The sequence below is a fragment of the Paramesorhizobium salinisoli genome, from assembly GCF_003335045.1.
Lineage (GTDB): Bacteria > Pseudomonadota > Alphaproteobacteria > Rhizobiales > Rhizobiaceae > Paramesorhizobium > Paramesorhizobium salinisoli.
Genome location: NZ_QOZG01000011.1, coordinates 40,599 through 63,275, shown reverse-complemented (window position 1 = coordinate 63,275; position 22,677 = coordinate 40,599). Strand labels below are relative to the sequence as shown.

The 22,677-nt window shown below is 60.9% G+C and carries 23 protein-coding genes; 14 read left to right on the top strand and 9 right to left on the bottom strand.

All coding sequences use genetic code 11. The features are described 5' to 3' along the window. Window positions 1-38 precede the first annotated feature (38 nt). From gatA to DUT91_RS20835, 4 genes are all read right to left on the bottom strand, one after another. On the bottom strand, window positions 39-1,520 hold the full coding sequence (gatA, locus tag DUT91_RS20850; RefSeq protein ID WP_114442431.1) for an Asp-tRNA(Asn)/Glu-tRNA(Gln) amidotransferase subunit GatA: 1,482 nt from the start codon (window positions 1,518-1,520) through the stop codon (window positions 39-41). 12 nt (window positions 1,521-1,532) lie between these two features. Next, entirely contained in the window at window positions 1,533-2,012 is a 480-nt protein-coding gene (locus tag DUT91_RS20845) for a GNAT family N-acetyltransferase (protein WP_114442407.1), read from the bottom strand. 6 nt (window positions 2,013-2,018) lie between these two features. Continuing rightward, on the bottom strand, window positions 2,019-2,306 hold the full coding sequence (gatC, locus tag DUT91_RS20840) for an Asp-tRNA(Asn)/Glu-tRNA(Gln) amidotransferase subunit GatC (RefSeq protein WP_114442406.1): 288 nt from the start codon (window positions 2,304-2,306) through the stop codon (window positions 2,019-2,021). 127 nt (window positions 2,307-2,433) lie between these two features. Next, entirely contained in the window at window positions 2,434-3,141 is a 708-nt protein-coding gene (locus DUT91_RS20835; protein ID WP_114442405.1) for a metal-dependent hydrolase, read from the bottom strand. A 105-nt stretch (window positions 3,142-3,246) separates the two neighbouring features. On the opposite strand from DUT91_RS20835, the gene ruvX reads away from it, so the two are divergent. Beyond that, complete coding sequence (gene ruvX / locus DUT91_RS20830) at window positions 3,247-3,732, top strand: Holliday junction resolvase RuvX (protein WP_245419856.1); 486 nt, start codon at window positions 3,247-3,249, stop codon at window positions 3,730-3,732. Here ruvX and DUT91_RS20825 read toward each other — a convergent pair. Next, a complete protein-coding gene (locus DUT91_RS20825) occupies window positions 3,723-4,010 on the bottom strand; it encodes a DUF6105 family protein (protein ID WP_114442403.1) in 288 nt (95 codons plus the stop codon). The genes ruvX and DUT91_RS20825 overlap by 10 nt on opposite strands. 185 nt (window positions 4,011-4,195) lie before the next feature. Further along, complete coding sequence (locus DUT91_RS20820) at window positions 4,196-5,824, bottom strand: acyl-CoA dehydrogenase family protein (protein ID WP_200835037.1); 1,629 nt, start codon at window positions 5,822-5,824, stop codon at window positions 4,196-4,198. 217 nt (window positions 5,825-6,041) lie between these two features. Here DUT91_RS20820 and DUT91_RS20815 point away from each other — a divergent pair, with 217 nt between their 5' ends. From DUT91_RS20815 to dprA, 4 genes are read left to right on the top strand one after another with little or no spacing between them, the layout of a single operon-like run. Then, window positions 6,042-7,025, top strand: coding sequence for an aspartate carbamoyltransferase catalytic subunit (locus DUT91_RS20815; RefSeq protein WP_114442402.1), 984 nt, complete (start codon window positions 6,042-6,044; stop codon window positions 7,023-7,025). Further along, a complete protein-coding gene (locus tag DUT91_RS20810) occupies window positions 7,022-8,308 on the top strand; it encodes a dihydroorotase (protein WP_114442401.1) in 1,287 nt (428 codons plus the stop codon). Before DUT91_RS20815 ends, DUT91_RS20810 begins: the two co-directional genes overlap by 4 nt. Before the next feature lie 29 nt (window positions 8,309-8,337). Beyond that, a complete protein-coding gene (gene plsY / locus DUT91_RS20805) occupies window positions 8,338-8,952 on the top strand; it encodes a glycerol-3-phosphate 1-O-acyltransferase PlsY (RefSeq protein ID WP_114442400.1) in 615 nt (204 codons plus the stop codon). Further along, window positions 8,949-10,142 carry a DNA-processing protein DprA gene (gene dprA, locus DUT91_RS20800; protein ID WP_114442399.1) on the top strand — a complete coding sequence of 398 codons (1,194 nt, stop codon included), beginning with the start codon at window positions 8,949-8,951 and terminating at the stop codon, window positions 10,140-10,142. Before plsY ends, dprA begins: the two co-directional genes overlap by 4 nt. Here the strand turns inward: dprA and DUT91_RS20795 are convergent. Further along, window positions 10,110-10,388, bottom strand: coding sequence for a hypothetical protein (locus DUT91_RS20795; RefSeq protein WP_147272229.1), 279 nt, complete (start codon window positions 10,386-10,388; stop codon window positions 10,110-10,112). The genes dprA and DUT91_RS20795 overlap by 33 nt on opposite strands. A 189-nt stretch (window positions 10,389-10,577) precedes the next feature. Here DUT91_RS20795 and topA point away from each other — a divergent pair, with 189 nt between their 5' ends. The 7 genes from topA to DUT91_RS26255 all read left to right on the top strand — a co-directional run bounded on the left by topA (window position 10,578) and on the right by DUT91_RS26255 (window position 18,510). Then, window positions 10,578-13,199: a type I DNA topoisomerase gene (gene topA / locus DUT91_RS20790; RefSeq protein ID WP_114442397.1), complete on the top strand. Its 2,622-nt coding sequence runs from the start codon at window positions 10,578-10,580 to the stop codon at window positions 13,197-13,199. 12 nt (window positions 13,200-13,211) lie between these two features. Further along, window positions 13,212-15,518, top strand: coding sequence for a ribonuclease R (gene rnr, locus DUT91_RS20785; RefSeq protein ID WP_425373826.1), 2,307 nt, complete (start codon window positions 13,212-13,214; stop codon window positions 15,516-15,518). After that, entirely contained in the window at window positions 15,515-15,946 is a 432-nt protein-coding gene (locus DUT91_RS20780; RefSeq protein ID WP_114442396.1) for a DUF983 domain-containing protein, read from the top strand. Before rnr ends, DUT91_RS20780 begins: the two co-directional genes overlap by 4 nt. A gap of 39 nt (window positions 15,947-15,985) precedes the next feature. Next, window positions 15,986-16,729, top strand: coding sequence for an NUDIX hydrolase (locus DUT91_RS20775; RefSeq protein ID WP_114442428.1), 744 nt, complete (start codon window positions 15,986-15,988; stop codon window positions 16,727-16,729). A 7-nt stretch (window positions 16,730-16,736) separates the two neighbouring features. Then, window positions 16,737-17,930 (top strand): MFS transporter, encoded by a 1,194-nt coding sequence (locus DUT91_RS20770; protein ID WP_114442395.1) that lies wholly within the window; start codon window positions 16,737-16,739, stop codon window positions 17,928-17,930. Window positions 17,931-18,031: 101 nt separating this feature from the next. Further along, window positions 18,032-18,199, top strand: a complete 168-nt coding sequence (rpmG, locus tag DUT91_RS20765; protein WP_105743497.1) for a 50S ribosomal protein L33 — start codon at window positions 18,032-18,034, stop codon at window positions 18,197-18,199. Window positions 18,200-18,348: 149 nt separating this feature from the next. Beyond that, window positions 18,349-18,510, top strand: a complete 162-nt coding sequence (locus DUT91_RS26255) for a hypothetical protein (protein WP_200835036.1) — start codon at window positions 18,349-18,351, stop codon at window positions 18,508-18,510. A gap of 372 nt (window positions 18,511-18,882) precedes the next feature. Here the strand turns inward: DUT91_RS26255 and DUT91_RS20755 are convergent, their stop codons facing one another. Continuing rightward, window positions 18,883-20,256 carry a PleD family two-component system response regulator gene (locus tag DUT91_RS20755; protein WP_114442393.1) on the bottom strand — a complete coding sequence of 458 codons (1,374 nt, stop codon included), beginning with the start codon at window positions 20,254-20,256 and terminating at the stop codon, window positions 18,883-18,885. Between the two features lie 18 nt (window positions 20,257-20,274). Next, window positions 20,275-20,631 carry a response regulator gene (locus tag DUT91_RS20750; protein ID WP_281032632.1) on the bottom strand — a complete coding sequence of 119 codons (357 nt, stop codon included), beginning with the start codon at window positions 20,629-20,631 and terminating at the stop codon, window positions 20,275-20,277. A gap of 257 nt (window positions 20,632-20,888) precedes the next feature. Between DUT91_RS20750 and DUT91_RS20745 the strand changes: the two genes are divergently transcribed. Then, entirely contained in the window at window positions 20,889-21,185 is a 297-nt protein-coding gene (locus DUT91_RS20745) for a DUF3572 domain-containing protein (RefSeq protein ID WP_114442391.1), read from the top strand. A gap of 168 nt (window positions 21,186-21,353) precedes the next feature. Then, entirely contained in the window at window positions 21,354-22,667 is a 1,314-nt protein-coding gene (locus tag DUT91_RS20740; protein WP_114442427.1) for a DNA polymerase IV, read from the top strand. Window positions 22,668-22,677 lie beyond the last annotated feature (10 nt).

Sequence of the window (22,677 nt, the reverse complement as noted above, 5' to 3'; positions counted from 1 at the left end):
TCTATCCCGAAAAGTCTGCAACTTTTCGCGATCATGCTCTACCACCAGCTCGGCGTCGTAAAGCGGCCCGCGGCCTCTTCGATGACATGGGCGGTCTGGAAGAGCGTCTCTTCACCGAAAGGACGGCCGATCAGTTGCAGGCCGAGCGGCAGCCCCTGCCCGCTGAGGCCGGCGGGGACAGCGATACCGGGCAGGCCGGCCATGTTGACCGTAACCGTGAAGATATCGTTCAGATACATCTTCACCGGATCTGCGGCGAGGTCTTCATCGGCGACGCCGAAGGCAGCCGAAGGGGTCGCCGGCGTCAGGATTGCGTCGACGCCCGCATGGAAGACATCCTCGAAATCCTTCTTGATAAGCGTGCGGACCTTCTGCGCCTTCAGATAATAGGCATCGTAATAGCCGGCGGAGAGAACATAGGTGCCGATCATGATGCGGCGCTTGACCTCGCGGCCGAAGCCGGCGGCGCGGGTCTGCTCATACATGTCCGCAATGTCCTTGCCCGGCACGCGCAGGCCATAGCGCACGCCGTCATAACGCGCGAGGTTCGACGATGCCTCGGCGGGGGCGACAATATAATAGGCTGGCAGCGCGTATTTGGTGTGCGGCAGCGAAATATCGACGATCTCGGCGCCAGCCTCTTTCAGCCAGGCGATACCCTGCTGCCAGAGCTTTTCGATCTCTTCCGGCATTCCATCGACGCGGTATTCCTTCGGGATACCAATCTTCATACCCCTGATCGATTTACCGATGGCCGCTTCATAATCCGGTACAGGCAGATCGACGCAAGTGGTGTCCTTCAGATCGACCGAGGCCATCGACTTCAGCAGGATTGCGCTGTCGCGCACGTCGCGGGCGATCGGGCCGGCCTGATCGAGCGAGGAGGCAAAGGCGACGGTGCCCCAGCGCGAGACGCGGCCATAGGTGGGCTTGATGCCGACCGTACCGGTGAAGGCAGCGGGCTGGCGGATGGAGCCGCCGGTATCGGTCGCCGTCGCGCCGGCGCAAAGCCTTGCGGCGACGGCTGCAGCCGATCCGCCCGACGAGCCGCCGGGCACCAGATCGGCGTTCGAGCCCTTGGCGCGCCACGGATTCTTCACCGGGCCGTAATAGGACGTCTCGTTGGACGATCCCATGGCGAACTCATCCATGTTGAGCTTGCCGAGCATCACCGCGCCATCGGCCCAGAGATTGGCTGTCACCGTCGATTCATAGCGGGGCTTGAAGCCATCCAGAATGTGGGAGCAGGCCTGCGTATGCACGCCTTCGGTGGCGAAGAGATCCTTGATGCCCAGCGGAATGCCCTCGAGTGCGCCCGCCTCGCCCTTCGCCAGGCGCGCGTCGGAGGCCTTGGCCATCTCCCGCGCCTTGTCAGGCGTTACCGCGACATAGGCGTTGAGGGTTTCATTGGCCGCCTCGATAGCCCCGATATAAGCCTCGGTCAGTTCCGTGGCGGTGAAGACCTTGCGTTTAAGCTGGTCGCGCGCCTCGGAGATCGTGAGTGCGGTCAGATCGGTCATCGTCAAATCCTGTCAGTGCGCCAAGGGAGAGAGGCGCTTTTCAAAAAAAGCACTGTGTTCGGAGTCGGGGTAGTCCAGCACCACACCGCAGCGGGTGAAGCCGGCACGCTCATAAAGACGCCAGGCGGCGGCAAATCCAGGGCCGGTACCTGTTTCGAGAACCAGGTGTGAAAGGCCCTTGCCCTGCGCAAGCCGTGTAATGGCTTCGAGAAGTGCCGATCCGACCCGCAGGCCACGGACTTCCGGCAGCGTATACATGCGCTTGACCTCGCCGACCTCCGGCGAGTGGACCTTAAGAGCGCCGCAGCCGACTGCCCGTCCGCTTTCGTCACGCGCGATGAACACGGTGGTTTCAGGCCCGGCCATCTCCTCCACGGTCATCTTGAACTGGAACTCGATCGGAGATAGTGGCAGAAGATGGGCGTTGAGCTGTTCGACCAGCCCTCGCACATCATCCTGGAGCGGTGTTTCCACAGACACTTCAACAGCCATGACCGCTTACTCCACGACCTTTGGAACCACAAAGAAATTCTCTTCGGTAAGCGGGGCATTGGCGACGATGTCCGCAGCCTTGTTGCCATCCGACACCAGATCCTCGCGCAGGCGCATGGCGATCGGGGTGACGGAGGTCATCGGCTCGACGCCGCTTACATCCACCTCATCGAGCTGCTCGACAAAGCCCAGGATCGCGTTGAGTTCGCCGGTCATGCGCTCCGCATCCTCATCGGTGACGGCGATGCGGGCGAGATGCGCGACACGCTTCACGGTTGAAAGATCAACAGTCATCTTGGTTCTCCGAAATCCGGACGGTGCAAATGCACCCACATTACCTGATTGTGGGGCTATACCGGGCAGGCGTCTCAAGCGCAATATTCATTGCGCCTTTCATCCTGCCCGGCTTATTCAAGCGAAATCAGAGGGAAACCGTCTCTCCGGCCCTCGGCACTTCGAGCTTGGTGCTGCCCGTGCCTTCCATAGCGACGACGAACTTGTCGGCGGTCTGGTCGATGATCGGGAAGGAACCATAATGGCAGGGAAGGACGGTGGAGAATTTCAGATAACGCTGGCAGGCCAGGGCCGCCACGGCGCCGCCCATGGTAAAGCGGTCGCCGATGGGGACGATGCCGATCTCCGGACGGTGCAGCTCGTCGATCAGCGCCATGTCCGAGAAGATATCCGTATCGCCCATGTGGTAGAGGGTCGGTTCATCCTCGAAATGGAAGACCAGCCCGTTGGCGCTTCCGAGCGAATGCGAAACGCCGTCCTGCGTCAACGTGGCCGAGGAGTGCAGCGCGTTGACGAAGGTGACGGTGAATGCGTTGTGGAACAATGTGCCGCCGGTATTTCCCATGTCGACCTTCGCAACGCCCTGATGAGCGAGCCAGCTGGCGAGATCGGCATTGGCGATGACGGTCGCGCCGGTCTCCTTGGCGATTTTCACGGTATCGCCGACATGGTCGCCATGTCCATGGGTCAGAGCGATGTGGGTTATGCCCTGGATGGCGGTCTTCAAGTCGATATCCGCTGCGCCGGGGTTGCCGGTCAGGAAGGGGTCGATCAGGATCGCGGCATCGGGGACATCGATACGGAAGGCCGAATGGCCAAGCCAGGTGATCTTCATGAAATTCGCTCCTTGAGGTATCGCCATATCAGCAGCGGACAGTTATGACGCGGGAAAGGCTCAGTTCAAGAGCATATAATGACTGCACAACGGAAAGGGCAGGATTTGACCGTTCTCGCTATCGAATCTGTCGAGAAGGCGCTGGCGCCCGGCCAGACCGTTGCCGGGCTGGATCTCGGTACGAAAACCATCGGCTTTGCCGTTTCCGATCGTGGCCTTTCCTTCGCCAATCCGCGCCCGGTGATCAGGCGCGCCAAGTTCACCATCGACGCGCAGGTGCTTCTGGCGGCGCTGAAGGCGGAGAACACAGGCGCGGTCGTCATCGGCCTGCCGGTCAACATGGACGGCAGCGAGGGACCGCGCGTGCAGGCGACACGGGCTTTCGTGCGCAACATGGAAAAGCTCACGGATCTGCCCTTCGTCTACTGGGATGAGCGCCTTTCCACCGTCGCTGCCGAGCGGGCGCTGATCGGCATGGACGTCTCGCGCCAAAAGCGGGCGGAACGGATCGATTCCGCGGCAGCCGCCTTCATCCTGCAAGGCGCGCTCGACAGGCTGAACAGCCTTCGGCAACAGGAAGATCAGGAGTAGCGTTCACGCCACGCCTGAAACCGGGCAAGAATATCGCGCCGGCGGCGAAAGGCGATGATGGCGAACAGGATCAGCGAATCGATCACACATGCCCGCGCAGCCAGCGGTGGGATCGCCTGGGGATCAATGCCCAGCACATTGCCGTAGACCTCAAAGACCAGATCGTTCATCTCGCGGCTGAAAAAAGTCGTGCCGAAACTGATGTCGTTGAGCGACAGGAAATACCATCCCCAGAAGAGAGCGAGCGGGCCGGCCCAGAAGATCAGGAGATAGCGCATGGCGTTTGTCCCCTCTCTGACTGGGCGTTTTGATCGGGAATCATGGGGCGGGGATCCTTTCCATGGCACCTTGGTTGGTTGGCCCCGGGACAGCAATCGAAACTATTTGTTAGGGTTAACAAGGGCGTGGAAAACGCGGCCCCATTGGAGCGGCCAGATATTCAGGCCTTTGCTAACTCCAACTACTACGATGCAGGATAGAGCGAATTGAGGATCGTCTGCGCGTTGTGACGGGCGTCGATCATGCCGTAGGTGGTGCGCCACTGTCCAGCGAGACGGGTTTCGACGAAGGCATCGGCAATATCGTCCGCGCCGAGCTGGCGGAGTTCGGCGCCGGCGGCGGCGAGCGCAAGCTGCTCCGTCAGGATGCGGGCGGCACCCTCGTCAGACTCGGCCACATTCATCGCGGCGCGCAGGACATCGACCGTCCCCTGCCCGCCCCGGCCCAATTGCTTGGCGATCCAGGCCAGCACCTCGTCGAAAAGCTTCGGCGCCCGCACCAGCACGCGCCGCACATCGAGCGCCATGACATTGCCGGAGCCTTCCCAAATGGCATTCACCGGCGCTTCCCGGTAATAGCGGGCGAGATTGCCTTCCTCGATATAGCCGTTGCCGCCGAGGCACTCCATCGCTTCGTAGAGAAGCGAGGGCGCGATTTTTGCCACCCAATATTTGACGACGGGCGTCATGACGCGGGCGAAGGCCGCCTCGCCACGGTCGCTTGCCGCCATGTCGAACGCTCGCGCCAGGCGCAGCGTAAGCGCCGTCGCACCGGCCACGTCGAGCGCCATGTCGGCCAGGACGCGCTGCATCAGCGGCTGGTCGAACAGGGCCGAGCCAAACACCTGGCGATGGCGCGCATGATGCACGGCTTCCGACAGGCCTGCGCGCATAAGTCCGGCCGAGGCGATCGCGCAATCGAGACGGGTCAGCGTCACCATGTCGATGATCGTCTTCACGCCCTCGCCCGGCTGGCCGACCATCTGTCCGAGAGCGTCCTCGAACTCCACTTCCGAAGATGCATTGGAGCGGTTGCCAAGCTTGTCCTTCAGGCGTTGGAACCGGAACCCGTTGGGGGTGCCATCGGGCAGGATGCGCGGAACAAGAAAGCAGGAAAGCCCCTCCGCCGCCTGCGCCAGCACCAGGAACGCATCCGACATCGGCGCGGACAGGAACCATTTATGACCGGTGATGCGATAAAAGCCGTTTCCGGCGCGTTCGGCTCGCGTGGTGTTGATGCGCACATCCGTGCCGCCCTGCTTCTCCGTCATGCCCATACCGAGCGTCAGACCTGCCTTTCTGGCGGGTGGCTTCTGGCTCGGATCATATTTGCGCGTGAGAATAAGCGGCGCCCATTCCCGGTAGAGATTGGGGCTTGCCATGAGAACCGCGAGCGAGGCATTGGTCATGGTAACAGGGCAGAGATGGCCGCATTCGAGCTGCGCCGTCAGGAAAAATCGCGCGGCGCGCATCTGGTGGCGGCGACTGGCTTCGCCCTGCCCGTCCTCCCATATCGAGGAATGCAGCCCCTGGCCGATCGAACGCCGCATCAAAGCGTGATAGGCAGGATGGTAGTCCACCTGATCGAGGCGCATGCCCTGCCGGTCATGCGTTCGCAGCCGGGGCAATTCCGTATTGGCGAGACGCGCCAGGTCCTGCGCCTCCGCCGACATGACGAAGCGGCCCGCCTGCTCCAGATCGCTGTGCAGCGCCTTCGGAAACCGGGCGGCGATCTGCATCAGCAGCGGATCGCCCAGATAGGCGTTCGCACCAGTCATCGGCGGCGTCTGATTGGTGACCTCATGCGTTTTCAACGACAATTCCCATTTTGCTTGCAGCCCCCTGCCTGGCAGAGGCGATTCTGAACCAATCTAAGATGTCCTATGCGGATTTGCTAAATTTTTCGCCTTGGTGCGTCGCCTTCATTACGCGCGGGGTTGCAAACTCCACCGATTTCTTTGCCAAAGCCGGATCCTGCCTGCACGCGCCGCTTGCGGGCTTGTCGCATCGGGCCTATAGGGAGTTCTTGATATGACATCAAATCCCACCTCCCTCATCTTTCCCCATCGCCACTTGCTTGGCATCAAGGGCCTTTCGCCCCAGGATATCACCTGCCTTCTCGATCTGGCAGACCAGGAAGTGGCGATCTCTCGCCAGCCTGAGAAGAAAAAGGCGGTGCTGCGCGGGCGCACCCAGATCAATCTCTTCTTCGAATCCTCGACGCGCACGCAATCCTCCTTCGAGCTGGCCGGCAAGCGGCTTGGCGCGGATGTGATGAACATGTCGGTCGGCAATTCCTCGGTGAAGAAGGGCGAGACTCTCATCGACACGGCGATGACGCTCAACGCCATGCGCCCCGATATCCTGGTCATCCGCCACGCCTCGGCGGGTGCTGCAGCGCTTCTAGCGCAGAAAGTCGGTTGCTCGGTGGTCAATGCGGGGGATGGTGCGCATGAGCATCCGACCCAGGCGCTTCTCGATGCGCTGACGATCCGCCGCGCCAAGGGCAGGATAGAAGGGCTGATCGTGGCGATCTGCGGCGATGTACTCCACTCGCGCGTGGCGCGCTCCAACATCCTGCTTCTCAACGCGCTCGGCGCCCGCGTCAGGGTCGTCGCACCCTCGACCCTCCTCCCCTCCGGGATCGCGCAGATGAGCGTCGAGGTTTTCAATTCCATGGAGGAAGGGCTGAAGGACGCCGATATCGTGATGATGCTGCGCCTGCAGCGCGAGCGCATGGCGGGCTCCTTCGTGCCTTCGGTGCGCGAATATTTCCGCTATTACGGCCTCGACCGCGAGAAGCTGAAATTCGCGAAGCCCGATGCGCTGGTCATGCATCCAGGCCCCATGAACCGCGGCGTCGAGATCGCCTCCGATGTGGCCGATGGCCCGCAAAGCGCGATCCAGAACCAGGTCGAGATGGGTGTCGCCGTTCGCATGGCCGTGATGGAAGCACTGCTCGATCCACGCCGCAATGATGAGCCCTCCGGCTCCATGACGGGAGGACGGGCATGAGCGCTGTCGTTTTCGAAAATGCCCGCATTGTCGATCCCTCGCGCGGCCTCGACGAGACCGGAACCGTCATCGTCAGCGATGGGAAGATCGTTGCCGCCGGCGCGGATGCGCGTAACCAGGGCCTGCCCGAGGGCGCGCAACGGTTCGACCTTGGCGGCAAGACGATCATTCCGGGGCTGGTCGATTCCCGCGTGTTCATCGGCGAACCCGGCGCCGAGCATCGTGAAACCATCGCCTCTGCCAGCCGTGCGGCGGCGGCAGGCGGCGTCACGTCGATCATCATGATGCCGGATACCGATCCTGTTATCGACGATGTGGCGCTGGTCGAATTCGTCAAGCGCGCCGCGCGTGATACCGCGATCGTCAATGTCCATCCCGCGGCTGCGATCACCAAGGGCTTGCGCGGCGAGGAGATGACCGAGGTCGGGCTTTTGCGCGAGGCCGGCGCTGTCGCCATCACCGAAGGCCGCAAGACCATCGCCAGTACGCTTCTGATGCGCCGGGCTCTGACCTATGCGCGCGATTTCGGCGTGGTGGTCGCCCATGAGACCCACGATCCCTATCTCGCTGCGAACGGGGTGATGAACGAGGGGCTTTTCGCAAGCTGGCTGGGCCTGCCGGGCATTCCGCGCGAGGCGGAAGTCATCCCGCTCGAACGCGACCTGCGGCTGGCGGCGCTGACGCGCAGCAAATATCATGCCGCGCAGATCTCCACGGCGATGTCGGCGGATGCCATTCTGCGCGCCAAGGATCAGGGCCTGGCTGTCACGGCGGGGATTTCGATCAACCATCTTTCGCTCAATGAAAACGACATCGGCGAGTTCCGCACCTTCTTCCGGCTGTCGCCGCCCTTGCGGACGGAGGAGGACCGGCTGGCGATGGTCGAGGCGGTACGCTCAGGCGTGATCGATCTCGTCGCGTCCGCGCACGATCCGCAGGATGTCGACACCAAGCGGCTGCCCTTCGCTGACGCCGAGGCAGGCGCCATCGGCCTCGAGACCTTACTGGCGGCGGCGCTCCGCTTATACCACAATGAAAGCCTGCCGCTGATCCGCATCATCGAGGTGCTGTCGACCGCGCCGGCGAGGATTTTCAGCCTCGATGCGGGAACGCTGAAGCCGGGCGCGCCCGCCGATCTCGCCATCGTCGATCTCGGCGAACCGTGGATCGTGCGGGAACAGGATCTGCATTCGCGCTCCAAGAACAGCTGTTTCGAGGGAGCACGCTTCCAAGGCCGCGTAACGCAGACTATGGTGGCCGGAAAAATCGTGTTCAACATCTGAGCCGAATCGCAAGCCGAGGGGGAGGCATAATGATCGATCCGACCATCCTGCAGGCGGGCTTGCCTTCGCTGCTGGCCGCGCTTGTCTTCGGCTATCTCCTGGGATCGATACCTTTCGGCCTGATCCTCACCCGGCTTGCCGGCCTTGGTGACGTGCGCGCCATCGGCTCAGGCAATATCGGCGCGACCAATGTGCTGCGTACGGGCAACAAGAAGCTTGCTGCAGCGACGCTGCTTCTCGACGCACTGAAAGGCGCCGCCGCGGTTCTCATTGCCGGACGCTGGGGTCCGGAACTGGCGCTTGCCGCCGGCTTCGGCGCATTCATCGGCCATCTCTATCCGATCTGGATCGGCTTCAAGGGCGGCAAGGGCGTCGCCACCTATCTCGGCGTCCTCCTCGGCCTCGCCTGGCAGGGTGCGCTGGTTTTCGTGCTCGTCTGGCTCATCGTGGCGTTCGCAACGCGATATTCCTCGCTCTCGGCGCTCGTCGCGGCGGTAGCCGTGCCGATTGCGCTTTTTCTTCTTGGCTTGCGGGATGTAGCGCTCCTTTTCGCCATCATGAGCCTCATCGTCTTCATCAAGCACCAGGCCAATATTTCCCGTCTCATGAACGGGACCGAAGGAAAGATCGGGGCCAAAGGATGACCCGTCCGGCGAATTCACAGAAGGGAATTCGCCTGTCCGACCGCCAGAGGCTGAACTGGCTGCGCCTGATACGCAGCGAGAATGTCGGCCCCGTCACTTTTCGCGATCTCATTTCGCATTTCGGCTCTGCGGGCGATGCGCTGCAGATGCTGCCGGAACTGATGCGCCGTGGCGGCGGAAACCGCCCGATCCGCGTAGCAACCGTCGAGGACGCCGAGCGCGAGATGGAATTGATCGATAAGATCGGCGCGCGCTTCGTTGGAATGGGCGAACCCGATTATCCGCCCTATCTGCGCCACTACGAAGCCTCTCCGCCGCTCCTCGCGATCAAGGGCGATGCCAGTCTTTTCGAGGCCCCGCCGGTCGCCATCGTCGGCGCGCGTAATTCCTCGATCGCCGGCAACCGCTTCACGCATCGACTGGTGAAGGAGCTTGGCGATGCGGGATATGCCATCGTATCAGGGCTGGCGCGCGGGATCGATGCCGCCGCCCATGAAGCAAGCCTCGAAACCGGGACAATCGCCGTTCTTGCCGGCGGGCTGGACAAACCCTATCCGCCCGAGAACATGCATCTCTACAATGCCATTCCCGAAAAGAACGGCGTTCTGGTCAGCGAAATGCCCATGGGCTGGGAGCCCCGCGCCCGGGACTTCCCTCGCCGCAACCGCATCATCGCCGGCATCTCGCTCGGGCTTGTCGTCATCGAAGCGGCCAACAGATCCGGCTCGCTGATCAGCGCCAGGCTTGCCGGCGAAATGGGGCGGCTTCTGTTCGCGGTCCCGGGTTCGCCGCTCGATCCCCGTTCATTCGGAACAAACAAGCTGTTGAAGAACGGCGCGATACTCGTCACCGAGGCCAGCGACATCATCGAAGCGCTCACGCCTTTGATCGGCCCCCTGAACGGCCAGAAGACCGGCCCCATGGGGGGTGCTACCGGCGAGTTACCGTTCAATGCCCCGACGCAGGACAGCACGCTCGATGAGGCGGCGGTTTCTCCCATGATGCTTCTCAACGATCCCGAGCGGGAAAGCATCATCGACGCGTTGAGCCCCGTCCCGACCGATCCGGATGCGCTCATCCGCCATACGGGCCTGCACCCATCGCAGGTATTCCTGGTTCTGCTCGAACTCGATCTTGCCGGTCGCATCGCGCGTCATTCAGGCGGTGCCGTCTCGCTCCTGCAGGCCTGACATGGCTTCGCGTTCGGCCCTGATCGTGTCTTCGCTTTCAATGTGAGCCATTTTGATAAAATAGGCGAGCATCGGGTAATTGGCAGAATGGGCCATCCAATGCATCTCACCAAGCATTTGCTGGAGATATGAAAGGACTTCAATGCGGCTTACATCCATATCGTTCATTGCAAACCTTTGAAAATTTGTAATCGCAAAATGATGAATTTCAACATGGCGATGGTTATTAAAGTTCCGGCTATTCATCGGCCGATCACGTAGCACTAATACTACTTGAAGTTTTAATTAGATATAAAGCAACCAAAGGTTGTATTTCGCGAAAAATATCGTGTTGCCCTTGACCAAACGGAAAGGGCTGTTCATTTGGGGGGACAAATTTACCCCATCGAATGTGCTTTTGTGTAGCGACAGGGGCCCGGAAACCAGGGTCGAAGTATGAAACTCGTCGTTGTCGAATCGCCTGCCAAGGCAAAAACAATCGTTAAATATCTAGGTCCGGGCTATCAGGTCCTGGCCTCGTTTGGCCATGTCCGCGATCTCCCGGCCAAGGACGGGTCCGTACGCCCGGATGAAGATTTCGCCATGTCATGGGAAGTCGACACGCCTTCCGCCAAGCGTCTCAGCGATATCGCCAAGGCGGTGAAGGAGAGCGACGGTCTTATTCTCGCAACCGATCCTGATCGCGAAGGCGAGGCGATTTCATGGCACGTACTCGAAGTGCTGCGCCAGAAGAAGGTGATAGGTTCGAAATCCGTCCAGCGCGTCACGTTCAACGCCATCACGAAAAAGGCCGTGCTGGACGCCATGGCGAGCCCGCGCGAAATCGATGTACCCCTCGTCGATGCGTATCTGGCGCGCCGTGCGCTGGACTATCTCGTCGGCTTCACGCTTTCCCCGGTGCTCTGGCGCAAGCTGCCCGGCGCGCGCTCTGCCGGGCGGGTTCAATCGGTCGCGCTCCGCCTCATCTGCGACCGTGAGTCGGAGATCGAGCGCTTCGTCCGCGAGGAATACTGGAACATCGCAGCGCTTTTGAAGACGCCGCGCGAGGACGGCTTCGAGGCGCGGCTGACCGCATTCGACGGCAAAAAGCTCAGCAAGCTCGATATCAAGAATGCCGAACAGGCCGGCACCATTCGCAGCATGCTTGAGGGGGCGAGCTTCAAGGCGGCATCGGTGGAGGCCAAGCCGACCAAGCGCAATCCCGGCCCTCCCTTCACGACATCGACCCTGCAGCAGGCCGCGTCCGCCAAGCTCGGTTTTTCCGCAACGCGCACCATGCAGATTGCCCAGCGCCTCTACGAAGGCATCGATATCGGCGGCGAGACGGCCGGTCTCATCACCTATATGCGAACCGACGGCGTCCAGATGGATCCCGATGCCATCCAGGCGGCGCGGCGCGCCATCGGCACCGGTTTCGGCGATAGCTACGTGCCGGAGAAGCCACGCTTCTACGCGTCGAAGGCGAAGAACGCCCAGGAAGCGCACGAAGCGATCCGCCCGACGGATTTCGATCGCCACCCCAAGGAAATGCGCCGCTATCTCGACGAAGACCAGGCAAAACTCTACGATCTGATCTGGAAACGCGCCATCGCCAGCCAGATGCAGTCCGCCGATATCGAGCGCACGACCGTTGAGATCGAAGCGGTGAACGGGACACAGACGGCGCAGTTGCGGGCCACGGGATCCGTCCTGCGCTTCGACGGCTTCATCGCCGCCTATACCGAACATCGGGAAGATGACGAGGACGACGAGGAAAGCGCGCGCCTCCCCGAAATCCGCGCAGGCGAGATGCTGGCACGCGACAAAATCAACGCCACCCAGCATTCCACGGAGCCGCCGCCGCGTTATTCCGAAGCGACACTCATCAAGAAGATGGAAGAACTCGGGATTGGCCGGCCTTCCACCTACACCGCGACGCTCGGCACATTGCGCGACCGCGAATATGTAACGGTCGACAAGCGCAAGCTCATTCCGGAAGCGAAGGGACGTCTGGTCACCGCATTCCTGGAAAGCTTCTTCAACCGTTACGTGGAATATGACTTCACGGCGGATCTCGAGGAAAAGCTCGACCTGATCTCGGATGGCAAGCTGCTGTGGAAAGACGTGCTGCGCGATTTCTGGAACGATTTCTCCGGGGCAGTCGGCAATATCAAGGAATTGCGCGTCACCAACGTGCTCGACGCGCTGAACGAGGAATTGAGCCCGCTCGCCTTCCCGCCGCGCGCGGATGGCAGCAATCCGCGCAGTTGCCCCAATTGCGGCACCGGCACGCTGTCGCTGAAGCTTGGTAAATTCGGAGCCTTCGTCGGCTGCTCGAACTATCCGGAGTGCAAATTCACCCGCCAGCTCGGCGGCGATGCCAATGGCGACGGCACCAATGGGTCTGCCACGGGCGACGAGCCGAAAGTGCTGGGCAAGGATCCCTACACAGACGAGGACATCACCGCTCGAAACGGCCGCTTTGGCCCCTATATACAACGGGGCGAAGGCAAGGAGGCGAAGCGCGCGAGCCTGCCCAAGGGATGGTCGATCGAGACGATAGACCATGAAAAGGCGCTGGCGCTGCTATCCCTGCCACGCGATATCGGAAAGCATCCGGAAACGGGAAAGATGATTTCCGCCGGCATTGGGCGCTATGGTCCCTATGTGACGCATGACGGCACGTTCGCCAATGTCGAGAATGCCGAGGAGGTGTTCTCGATCGGCATCAACCGCGCCGTGACCGTCCTTGCGGACAAGCAGGCGAAGGGCGGTCGCACGCGCTCCACGCCCGCGGCGCTGGCGACATTGGGCGACCACCCCGATGGTGGGCCAATTACGGTACGCGACGGCCGCTATGGTCCCTATGTCAATTGGGGCAAGGTCAACGCCACATTGCCGAAGGGCAAGGAACCGGCCAGTGTGACGCTTGAGGAAGCGCTGGCGCTCATAGCGGAAAAAGGCGGCGCCTCGGCCAAGAAGCCAGCCCGGGCCAAGGCCGCCAAGACGACCAAGGCACCGGCAAAAAAGAAAGCCCCTGCCAAGACGGCGAAGAAGGCCACGGCAAAAACCGAATGAGGAATTAAAGGATTGGCGCGCCAGATTTCGAAACCACCCAAGCCTGGCCGGACAAGCCAAGATCGCCAGACGCATCTGCCGACGCGTGACGATATCCTGAACTTCATCAACGAAAATCCGGATCGCGCCGGCAAGCGCGACATAGCAAAAGCTTTCAACCTGAAGGGTGATAGCAGGATTTTCCTGAAGGACATGCTGCGCGATCTGGCCGACGAAGGGCTGATCGAAAAGCGTGCCAAGCGGCTGACCACGAAGGGTGCGCTGCCGCATGTCGCGGTCCTCGACATTACGGGCCGCGAGGCAGATGGCGGCCTGATCGCCAAACCTGCTGAATGGGACGTGACCGGAGAGAAAGCGCCCCAGATTCTCATTCGCCCCTCGCGCGACAAAGGCGCCGCGGCGGGTGTAGGGGACCGGGTCCTCGCCAAGATATTCCCGTCGCCCGAGAAGACCGGACCAGCCTATACGGCACGTGTCATGAAGCGCCTGGAGCACCGGCCGGATGCGGTGCTCGGCGTGCTGCGCCGAACCAGTGATGGCGAATGGCGCATTGAGCCCGTGGAACGCCGCCAGGCGGAGCTGGTGGTCGATAGCGGCCAGTTGAACGAGGCGAAAGCCGGCGACCTGGTGGAGGTAGAGATCACCCGCGCCGGGCGCTACGGCCTTGCCCATGCCAGCGTGCGGCAGATCGTGGGCTCGATCGATAGCGAGAAGGCGCTGTCGATGATCGCCATTCATGCCCATGAAATCCCGCATGTGTTTCCGGAAGCAGTGCTCCGGGAGGCCGAGGAGGCAAAGCCTGCCAGCATGACCCATCGCGAGGACTGGCGCAGCCTGCCGCTGGTCACCATCGATCCGGCCGATGCCAAGGACCATGACGATGCGGTCTTCGCCGAGCCGGACAGCGATCCCTCCAATCCCGGCGGCCATATCGTCACGGTGGCGATTGCCGATGTCGCGGCCTATGTGCTGCCCGGCTCGGCCCTTGACCGCGAAGCCCTGAAGCGGGGCAATTCGGTCTATTTCCCCGACCGCGTCGTGCCGATGCTTCCCGAGCGGATTTCCAACGATCTGTGTTCGCTGAAGGAGCTTGTCGACCGCCCTGCCCTCGCCGTCCGCATGATCTTCACCGCTGAAGGACGCAAGCGCTCGCACAGCTTCCACCGCGTGATGATGCGCTCCGCCGCGCGGCTTGCCTACAGCCAGGCCCAGACAGCCATAGACGGCGCGCCAGATGACAAGACCGGTCCTATCCTCGATAGCATCCTGAAGCCGCTGTGGGACGCTTATGCGGCGCTGAAGCGTGGGCGCGACCAGCGCGAACCGCTGGAACTCGACCTGCCGGAAAAGAAGATCCTGCTCACGCCTGAGGGCAAAGTGGACAAGGTCGTCATTCCGCCTCGCCTCGATGCGCACAAGCTCATCGAGGAGTTCATGATCCAGGCGAATGTCGCGGCGGCGGAAACGTTGGAGCGCAAGCGGCAGGCGCTGATTTTCCGTACCCATGACGCACCCTCGATGGCCAAGCAGGAATCGTTGCGCGAATTCCTGCGCACGCTGGACATCAGCCTCGCCAAAGGAGCCCAGCTCCGGCCCGGCCAATTCAACCAGATCCTGAAGCGCGTTCAGGGCAGCGACCATGAGGAACTCGTCAACCAGGTGGTGTTGCGCTCGCAGAGCCAGGCCGAATACAGCCCCGACAATATCGGCCATTTCGGCCTGAACCTCAGCCGCTATGCGCATTTCACCTCGCCGATCCGGCGTTATGCCGATCTGATCGTGCATCGTGCGCTGATCGGCAGCCTCGGTCTTGGGCCGGGCGGAATTACGCCTGATGAGGAAGCGCGGCTCGAAGAAATCGCCGCGCTCATCTCCGCTACAGAACGCCGCGCGATGGCGGCGGAACGCGAAACAGTCGACCGGCTGATCGCCCACCATCTGGCGACACAGATCGACTCCGAATTCCAGGGAAGGATTTCCGGCGTCATCAAATCCGGCCTTTTCGTTGCGCTTGCGACATATGGCGCAGACGGCTTTATTCCCATTTCCACACTGGGGAACGAATACTACCTATATGACGAAGCGAACCATGCGCTTACCGGTGAACGCAGCGGAAAAGGCTATCGCCTTGGCGATATCGTCGACGTCAAATTGATTGAAGCGCTTCCCATAGCGGGCGCGCTTCGCTTCGAAATGGTTTCCGAACCACGTCCCATGCCGGCATCGATGCGTTCGCACCATAAATCGAGCCGCGCGATGCGTGGCCAAAGAGGGAGGCCGTCAGGCATCCCCCGAGGCAAGCGGAAAGGACGTTCATGAACCAGTCCATCGAAAATCGGCAGATATTCGGCGGCGCCGCGGCCAATGCGCGCCCGGTCCGGCCGCTTCTGCAGGCCATGTGGCGCGGCTTTTGCGGACGTTGCCCGCATTGCGGCGAAGGCAAGCTGTTTCGCGCTTTCGTCAAGCCCGTCGACGCCTGCGCGGTATGCGGCGAGGAATTCCATCACCAGAGAGCCGACGACCTGCCGGCCTATCTGACGATTTTCGTCGTCGGCCATATCGTCGTCGGCGCGTTCATGGGTGTCGAAACCGCAGTCGATTTACCGCTCTGGGCGCATATGGCGATATGGGGCCCACTTACGATCATCATGTCGCTTTTGCTCCTGCAGCCGCTCAAGGGCGCCGCCATCGGGCTGCAATGGGCCTATTACATGCACGGGTTCGGCGGCGAAGAAGACCATTTCTAGCAGCATCCAGAAATGCAACCCGAGAGCCCTCCGCAGCAGATGCAGGACATGCAGGTGAAGTCGGGCTCCGGTCCGCTTCCCCTACGCCCACGCGCTGCCGCATCGCTGATCCTGATCGATCGCGAAGGGGCGGAATTTCGCGTCCTGATGGGACGCAGGCATGCGCGTCACGTCTTCATGCCGGGAAAGTTCGTTTTTCCGGGCGGACGAGCCGATCCGGACGATGGCAGCATTTCCGCCGCCGCCGAGCTTTTGCCTGAAGACGAGCAAAAACTCCTCGCCGGCATGGGCTCCCGGGGCACGCGGAGACGTGCGAGGGCGCTGGCGCTTTGCGCGATCCGCGAGACCTATGAGGAGGCGGGGCTTTTCCTCGGCAGACGGACAGCAGGTGGAGCCAAGCCTATCTCCCTGCATCCGGACTGGCAGGCTTTCGCGGAACGCAACCTTCAACCTGATCTGTCGGTTCTGCGCTATGTCGCGCGTGCCATCACCCCGCCGGGAAATGTCAGGCGTTTCGACACCCGCTTCTTCATCGCATTCCGCGACGCCATCGCCGATCAATTGGCGGAGGGTACCGGACCCTCGGGCGAGCTGGAGGAATTGTGCTGGCTTTCATTCGCCGATGCCTGTTCTCTCGACGTACCCTCGATTACGCTTGCGATTCTCAAGGAAATCGGAGCGCAATTGCGGGAGAGTCCTGCCCTGCCCTCCGCTGGCTTTCCGGGCCGTCCAGTCGTTCAATATACAATGCGGTATGGCCGCTATGTCCGTGAGATCATCTGAAGACGTGATGTCCCTCTCCTCAGGCTCGGGTCCCCAATCGGACCAAAATCAGCCTGGGGCACGCTGGCGCTCGCTTGCCGCGGCCATCGCCACGATCAGCGCCGTTGGCATGGCAATCGGTCTCGGCATTCCCCTTCTGAGCGTGCTTCTGGAAAGCCGCGGCTATTCCGCGAGCCTCATCGGCGCCAATACGGCTGTCGCCGGGCTTGCCTCGATCGCCGCTGCTCCTCTGGCAGCGCCGATCGCGGCGCGTTTCGGCGTGGTGCGGACAATACTCGCCATGCTGCTCCTTGGCGGCTTCGCCTTTCTCGGGTTTCATTTCTTTCAAGCCTTGTGGGCGTGGTTCGCGCTGCGCATCGCGCTGCATTTTGCGCTCACCGTGCTGTTCGTCCTGTCGGAATACTGGATCAATGCCTCCGCGCCGCCGGAAAAGCGTGGGCTCGTCCTCGGCATCTATGCCACCACGCTGTCGCTGGGGTTCGCCGTCGGTCCCTGGCTCTTCGCGCAGATAGGCAGCACCGGGATGCTGCCGTTCGGAGTCGGCTTCACCATCATCATGCTCGCGACCATCCCCGTGCTTCTGGCCTGGAAGGACAGCCCGGATTTCGATGAAGGCGAGCATGTGCCGTTCATCCCCTATATCTTCGCCGTCCCCACGGCGACCGCCGCCGTCTTTGTGTTCGGCGCGGTTGAAACTGGCGGCTTCGCGCTCTTTCCCGTCTTCGGAACCCGCATCGGCTATAGCGAAAGCGAGGCCGCCCTGCTCCTCACGATGATCGGCCTTGGCAATGTTCTCTTGCAGATCCCGCTCGGGATCATCAGCGACAAGGTTCGCGATCGGCGCAACCTCCTGCTGGTCTGCGCCTTCATCGGCCTCATGGGCATGGCTGTCCTGCCTTTCATTATCGGCAACTGGTATCTGGTGGCGGGGCTTCTCTTCGTCTGGGGCGGCGTAGTGGCGGGGCTTTACACGGTTGGTCTCGCGCATCTCGGATCCCAACTTACAGGGCGAGAGCTCGCCTCGGCCAATGCCGCCTTCGTCTTCTGCTACGCTTTGGGGATGCTGGCTGGGCCGCAGACCGTCGGCATTGGCATGGATGCCATGGGACCCAAAGGCTTTGCTGTCGTTCTCGGGGTATTTTTCGCCCTTTACATGCTTATCGCAGCATTCCGACTCCTGACACCCCAGAAGCGGGCTTGACTTTTTGGCCTCAATCCGTAGTGTCGCGCCGAATTTCCGCTGCCGGATGAAATCGCCGGAATCGCTGGCGGTTTCAATCAGAAAAGAGCAGGTACTTTAAAATGGCTAAGGCTACGACCATCAAGATCAAGCTTTTGTCGACCGCAGACACCGGTTTCTTCTACGTCACGTCGAAGAACAGCCGCACGATGACGGACAAGATGACGAAGCGTAAGTACGACCCGGTTGCAAAAAAGCACGTCGAGTTCAAGGAAACCAAGATCAAGTAATCCTGGTTTCAACGAATTTTCGAACGCCGCCTCCTGGGGCGGCGTTTTTGTTTCGGGCGCTCAGCGACGCGCGAACAAAAAAGTTGATTTGGCGGATCTGGAATTTGCGGTTAGCCTGACCGGGCACCAACAAAGCATGGAGACAGACGATGAAAGCATTTCTCGTACTTGCCGCCGCTTTTGGCCTCTCGGTATCAGCCGCCGCCGCGGATTGTGTCGGGCATTCGGCATCCGTCGACAAGCAGACGACTACAGCAAGCATTTCGACAGACGCGCAGTCCACCCAGAAAGAAAAGACAAAGACCGAATAGGCCGCTTTCGGCAGCCCTGATATTTCAAGACGCCGTCCCTACCGGGCGGCGTTTTGTGCATTGGGCATGCGAATGATCAAGAGCAAGCTTCGGAAGGAAAAGGGGGTCGGCCGGCGAAGAGGCAGCGGTACGAGGATTCCACTTTGTGCCAAACGCCGACCGACCGACCCCACGGACCCAGGAGATGCGGCGGACCTGAGCATCATGGGGTATTTTTTGCGTGGGTCGCTCCTCAACCAACGCTTGTTGCTCCCAAGAAATTTGCGCAAATAAAAGAGAAAAGCAACTGAATCTTAACTATGCCTGAAAACATCGTATTATTTGGTAAATGCGTACATACGCATGTACGCATTCAAATGGTCTCTCAGGCGGCTATGCGACCGCCGCGACCACCTGGTTACGACCGTTTTTCTTGGCTTCGTAAAGCGCCACGTCGGCGCGCTTGAAAAGCTTTTCAACGCTGTCGTTGCGGGGTTGAAGGCATGCCAGTCCAACGCTGATGGTGACGTTGACGCTTGCGGCGCCGTTGCGAATGAGAAACGGCGTCGAGGCTACCGTTCCGCGGATGCGTTCGGCGACGACCGCCGCCATATGTGCGTCGGTATCCGGTAGCACGACGACGAATTCCTCGCCGCCATAGCGGCAGGCAAGATCGATGCCCCGGATATTGCGATGCAGACGCCCGGCGAAATCACGCAGGACATCGTCGCCTGCATCATGGCCATAGGTGTCATTGATCAGCTTGAAATGATCCATGTCGGTCATCAGTACCGACAAAGGCCGCTCGCGCGATATCGAGCGCGTGAACAGCATCGACATGTGACTGTCGAGATAGCGGCGGTTGTGCAGCCCGGTCAGGCTGTCCGTCACTGCCATTTCGATGGTCTGGCTGAGGCTCTTCCTCAGGAGGTCGTTGTAGCGTTTGCGCTTGACCTGGGTGCGCACGCGGGCGAGCAGTTCGTTGCGATCCAGCGGACGCATCAGATAATCGTTGACGCCCAGATCCAGTCCGCGGGCGACGAGGCTGGTCTCGCCATGTTCGGCGATGAGGATGATCGGCAGCAGGCGCGTGCGCTCGATAGCCCGCATCTGCGAGCACAGGCGTAGCGGATCGTAATTGGCAAAGCCGGTGGCGACGATCACGCAATCATAGTCGCCTTCCACCACACCGATCAGCGCGGCCGACGGATCCGTGACAATATCGACCTGGTTGTCCTGGGACAGCAGGCCCTGCAACCGCGTCCCGGTTTCGGGATTCTCATCGACGATGAGGAGTTTTGCCCGAACCTTGACATCTTCCGTGCGGCTCATCAGCAGCGCTTCGATATCCGCCTCGCGTGCCGTGGCCGCGCGAAGGAAAAGCTCGTCGGAAAGGTTTTTCAGCCGGGCCAGGCTCTTAACCCGCGATATTAGTTGCAGGTCGTTGACCGGCTTGGTGAGGAAATCATCGGCGCCGGCTTCCAGCCCGCGAACGCGATCTTCCGGTCGGTCGAGCGCCGTTACCATCACAACTGGGATGTTGGTCGTCTTCGGATCAGCTTTCAAGCGACGGCAGACCTCGAACCCATCCATGCCAGGCATCATGACATCGAGAAGCACGATATCGACATTGCTGCTCTGGCAGATCTCGAGCGCTTCCCGGCCGCTCAGCGCGGAAACCACGTCATAATATTCCGCAAGAAGCCTCGATTCGAGAAGCTTCACGTTGGCAGGAAGATCATCGACGACAAGAATGCGAGCAGTCACAGAATGGCCCCCAGCCTCTCAGGCATCGCCAAGATAAGATTTAATGGTTTCGATGAACCGCGGAACCGAGATGGGTTTCGATATATAGGCCTCGCATCCACCCTGACGAATCCGTTCCTCGTCGCCTTTCATCGCAAACGCCGTCACCGCGATGACCGGAATGCTATGCAGTTCATCATCCTCCTTCAGCCATTTCGTGACCTCGAGGCCGGAAACCTCGGGCAACTGAATATCCATGAGGATCAGATCCGGCTTGTGAAGCCGCGCAAGATCCAGCGCCTCCAGCCCATTGCGCGTGCGGATCGTCTCATAACCACTCGCCTCAATCAGATCCCGGAAAAGCTTCATGTTCAGCTCGTTGTCTTCAACGATCATCACTTTTTTTGTCATTGAAAACTTTCCCGCGAATCTTCTCGCATATGGCAGCGCTTGCCGTTCATCATGCGCGCAGCAATAATTCCGTTCATGCCGCTCAACCGATTATTGGCATCCTATGTCGATAAGATTGACGAAAGGCAAATGAACCGGCCTATGTTCCCATGCCTACTATAAAGTTGCAGATTAGATTGCCTAGCCCTAAAAAACCGACCCATCAACGCCATATTTTGCCAGTGCCACCTCCGGAACCCTTCATGTTGACCAATATGACGACCGATCAGGCCCAGACGATGGCGGTGAAGGCCCTGGCTTTCCTGGCACAGGATGATGAGCTCTTGCCTCGGTTCCTTTCGCTTACCGGCATTCAGGCCAACGATATCAGAACCGCGGCCCGCGAACCGGGATTCCTTGCCGGCGTGCTGCAATTCTATCTTGCGCACGAGCCGACGCTCATGCGCTTCTGCGAGGCAACCGGCAGCAACCCCATGGATATACAACGCGCCCTTCATGCGTTGCCGGGTGGCGACGAGGCATGGGACCGGCAGGTCTGATTTTCACCAGACAGGGACCTGTCGGCAAATCGCGGAATTTGATCGCTAGCGTTGCATATCCAGCGGTGCTGCGGTCGCTTCTAACGGTGTATGATCGCGCATCTGTTCTTGCCGCGACGGCATCAGTCGCCTATCATTCAAAATGTTCCTCTTATGTTCGCCGTGTGTATGGGCTCTGTCAATGATCCGCTTAGCGGTTTCTGCCGCGACTGCCTGACGCTGCAACGTTCCGCGGCGCGGCGTTGCCATGCCTGCGGCAGCCCACGGCTCATGCGTCATGACGAGCTCTACAGCCTGTCGCTGGCGCATATCGACTGCGACGCCTTCTATGCGGCGGTGGAGAAGCGCGACAATCCCGATCTTCGCGACAAGCCGCTGATCATCGGCGGCGGCAAGCGCGGCGTGGTCTCGACGGCATGCTATATCGCGCGCATCCACGGCGTGCGCTCGGCCATGCCGATGTTCAAGGCGCTGGAGGCCTGTCCGCAGGCGGTGGTCGTCAAGCCTGACATGGAGAAATATGTCCGGGTCGGCCGTGAAATCCGGCAATTGATGCTGGAACTGACGCCGCTGGTCGAGCCGATTTCGATTGACGAGGCTTTTCTCGACCTGAAAGGCACGGAGCGGCTGCACCGCGATCCCCCTGCCCGTGTGCTGGCCCGCTTCGCCAAGCGCATCGAGGACGAAGTCGGCATTACCATCTCCGTCGGCCTCTCCTATTGCAAGTTCCTGGCAAAGGTCGCCTCCGATTTCGAAAAGCCGCGCGGCTTCTCCATCATCGGCGAGAAGGAGGCGTTGTCGTTCCTGAGGGAAAAATCGGTGACGCTGATCTGGGGTGTCGGCAAGGCCTTCGCGGCGACGCTGCAAGCCGATGGCATCAGCACCATCGGCCAGTTGCAGGAAATGGAGGAAACGGCGCTGATGAGGGCCTATGGAACGATGGGCCAGAGGCTCTATAGGCTTTCGCGGGGTATGGATGTGCGGCGGGTCGAACCTGAGGGCGAGATGAAAAGCGTATCGTCCGAGACCACGTTCAACACGGATCTCTCCTCGGCCGGCGATCTCGTGCCAATCCTGCGCAGCCTTTCAGAAAAAGTATCGCGGCGACTGAAGGCCGGCGGCATTGCCGGGCGCACCGTTGTCCTGAAGCTCAAGACCCAGGATTTTAAGAGCCGGACCCGCAACAGGCAGCTTTCCGATCCGACGCAACTCGCCGACCGCATATTCCGCACAGGGTTGCAGCTCCTGGAAAAGGAGCTTGATGGAACAAAGTTCCGCCTCATCGGCATCGGCGTCAGCGATCTGGAGGATGCGGGCAAGGCAGACCCGCCGGATCTGGTCGACAATCAGGCAACGAAGCGCGCAGTTGCGGAAGGCGCGATCGACAAGCTTCGAACTAAATTCGGCAACAAGGCCGTCGAAACCGGCTACACTTTCGGCAAGGCGCGGACTGAGCGACCGCCGAGCGAGGGGAAGGGTTGAGACCAGGGCT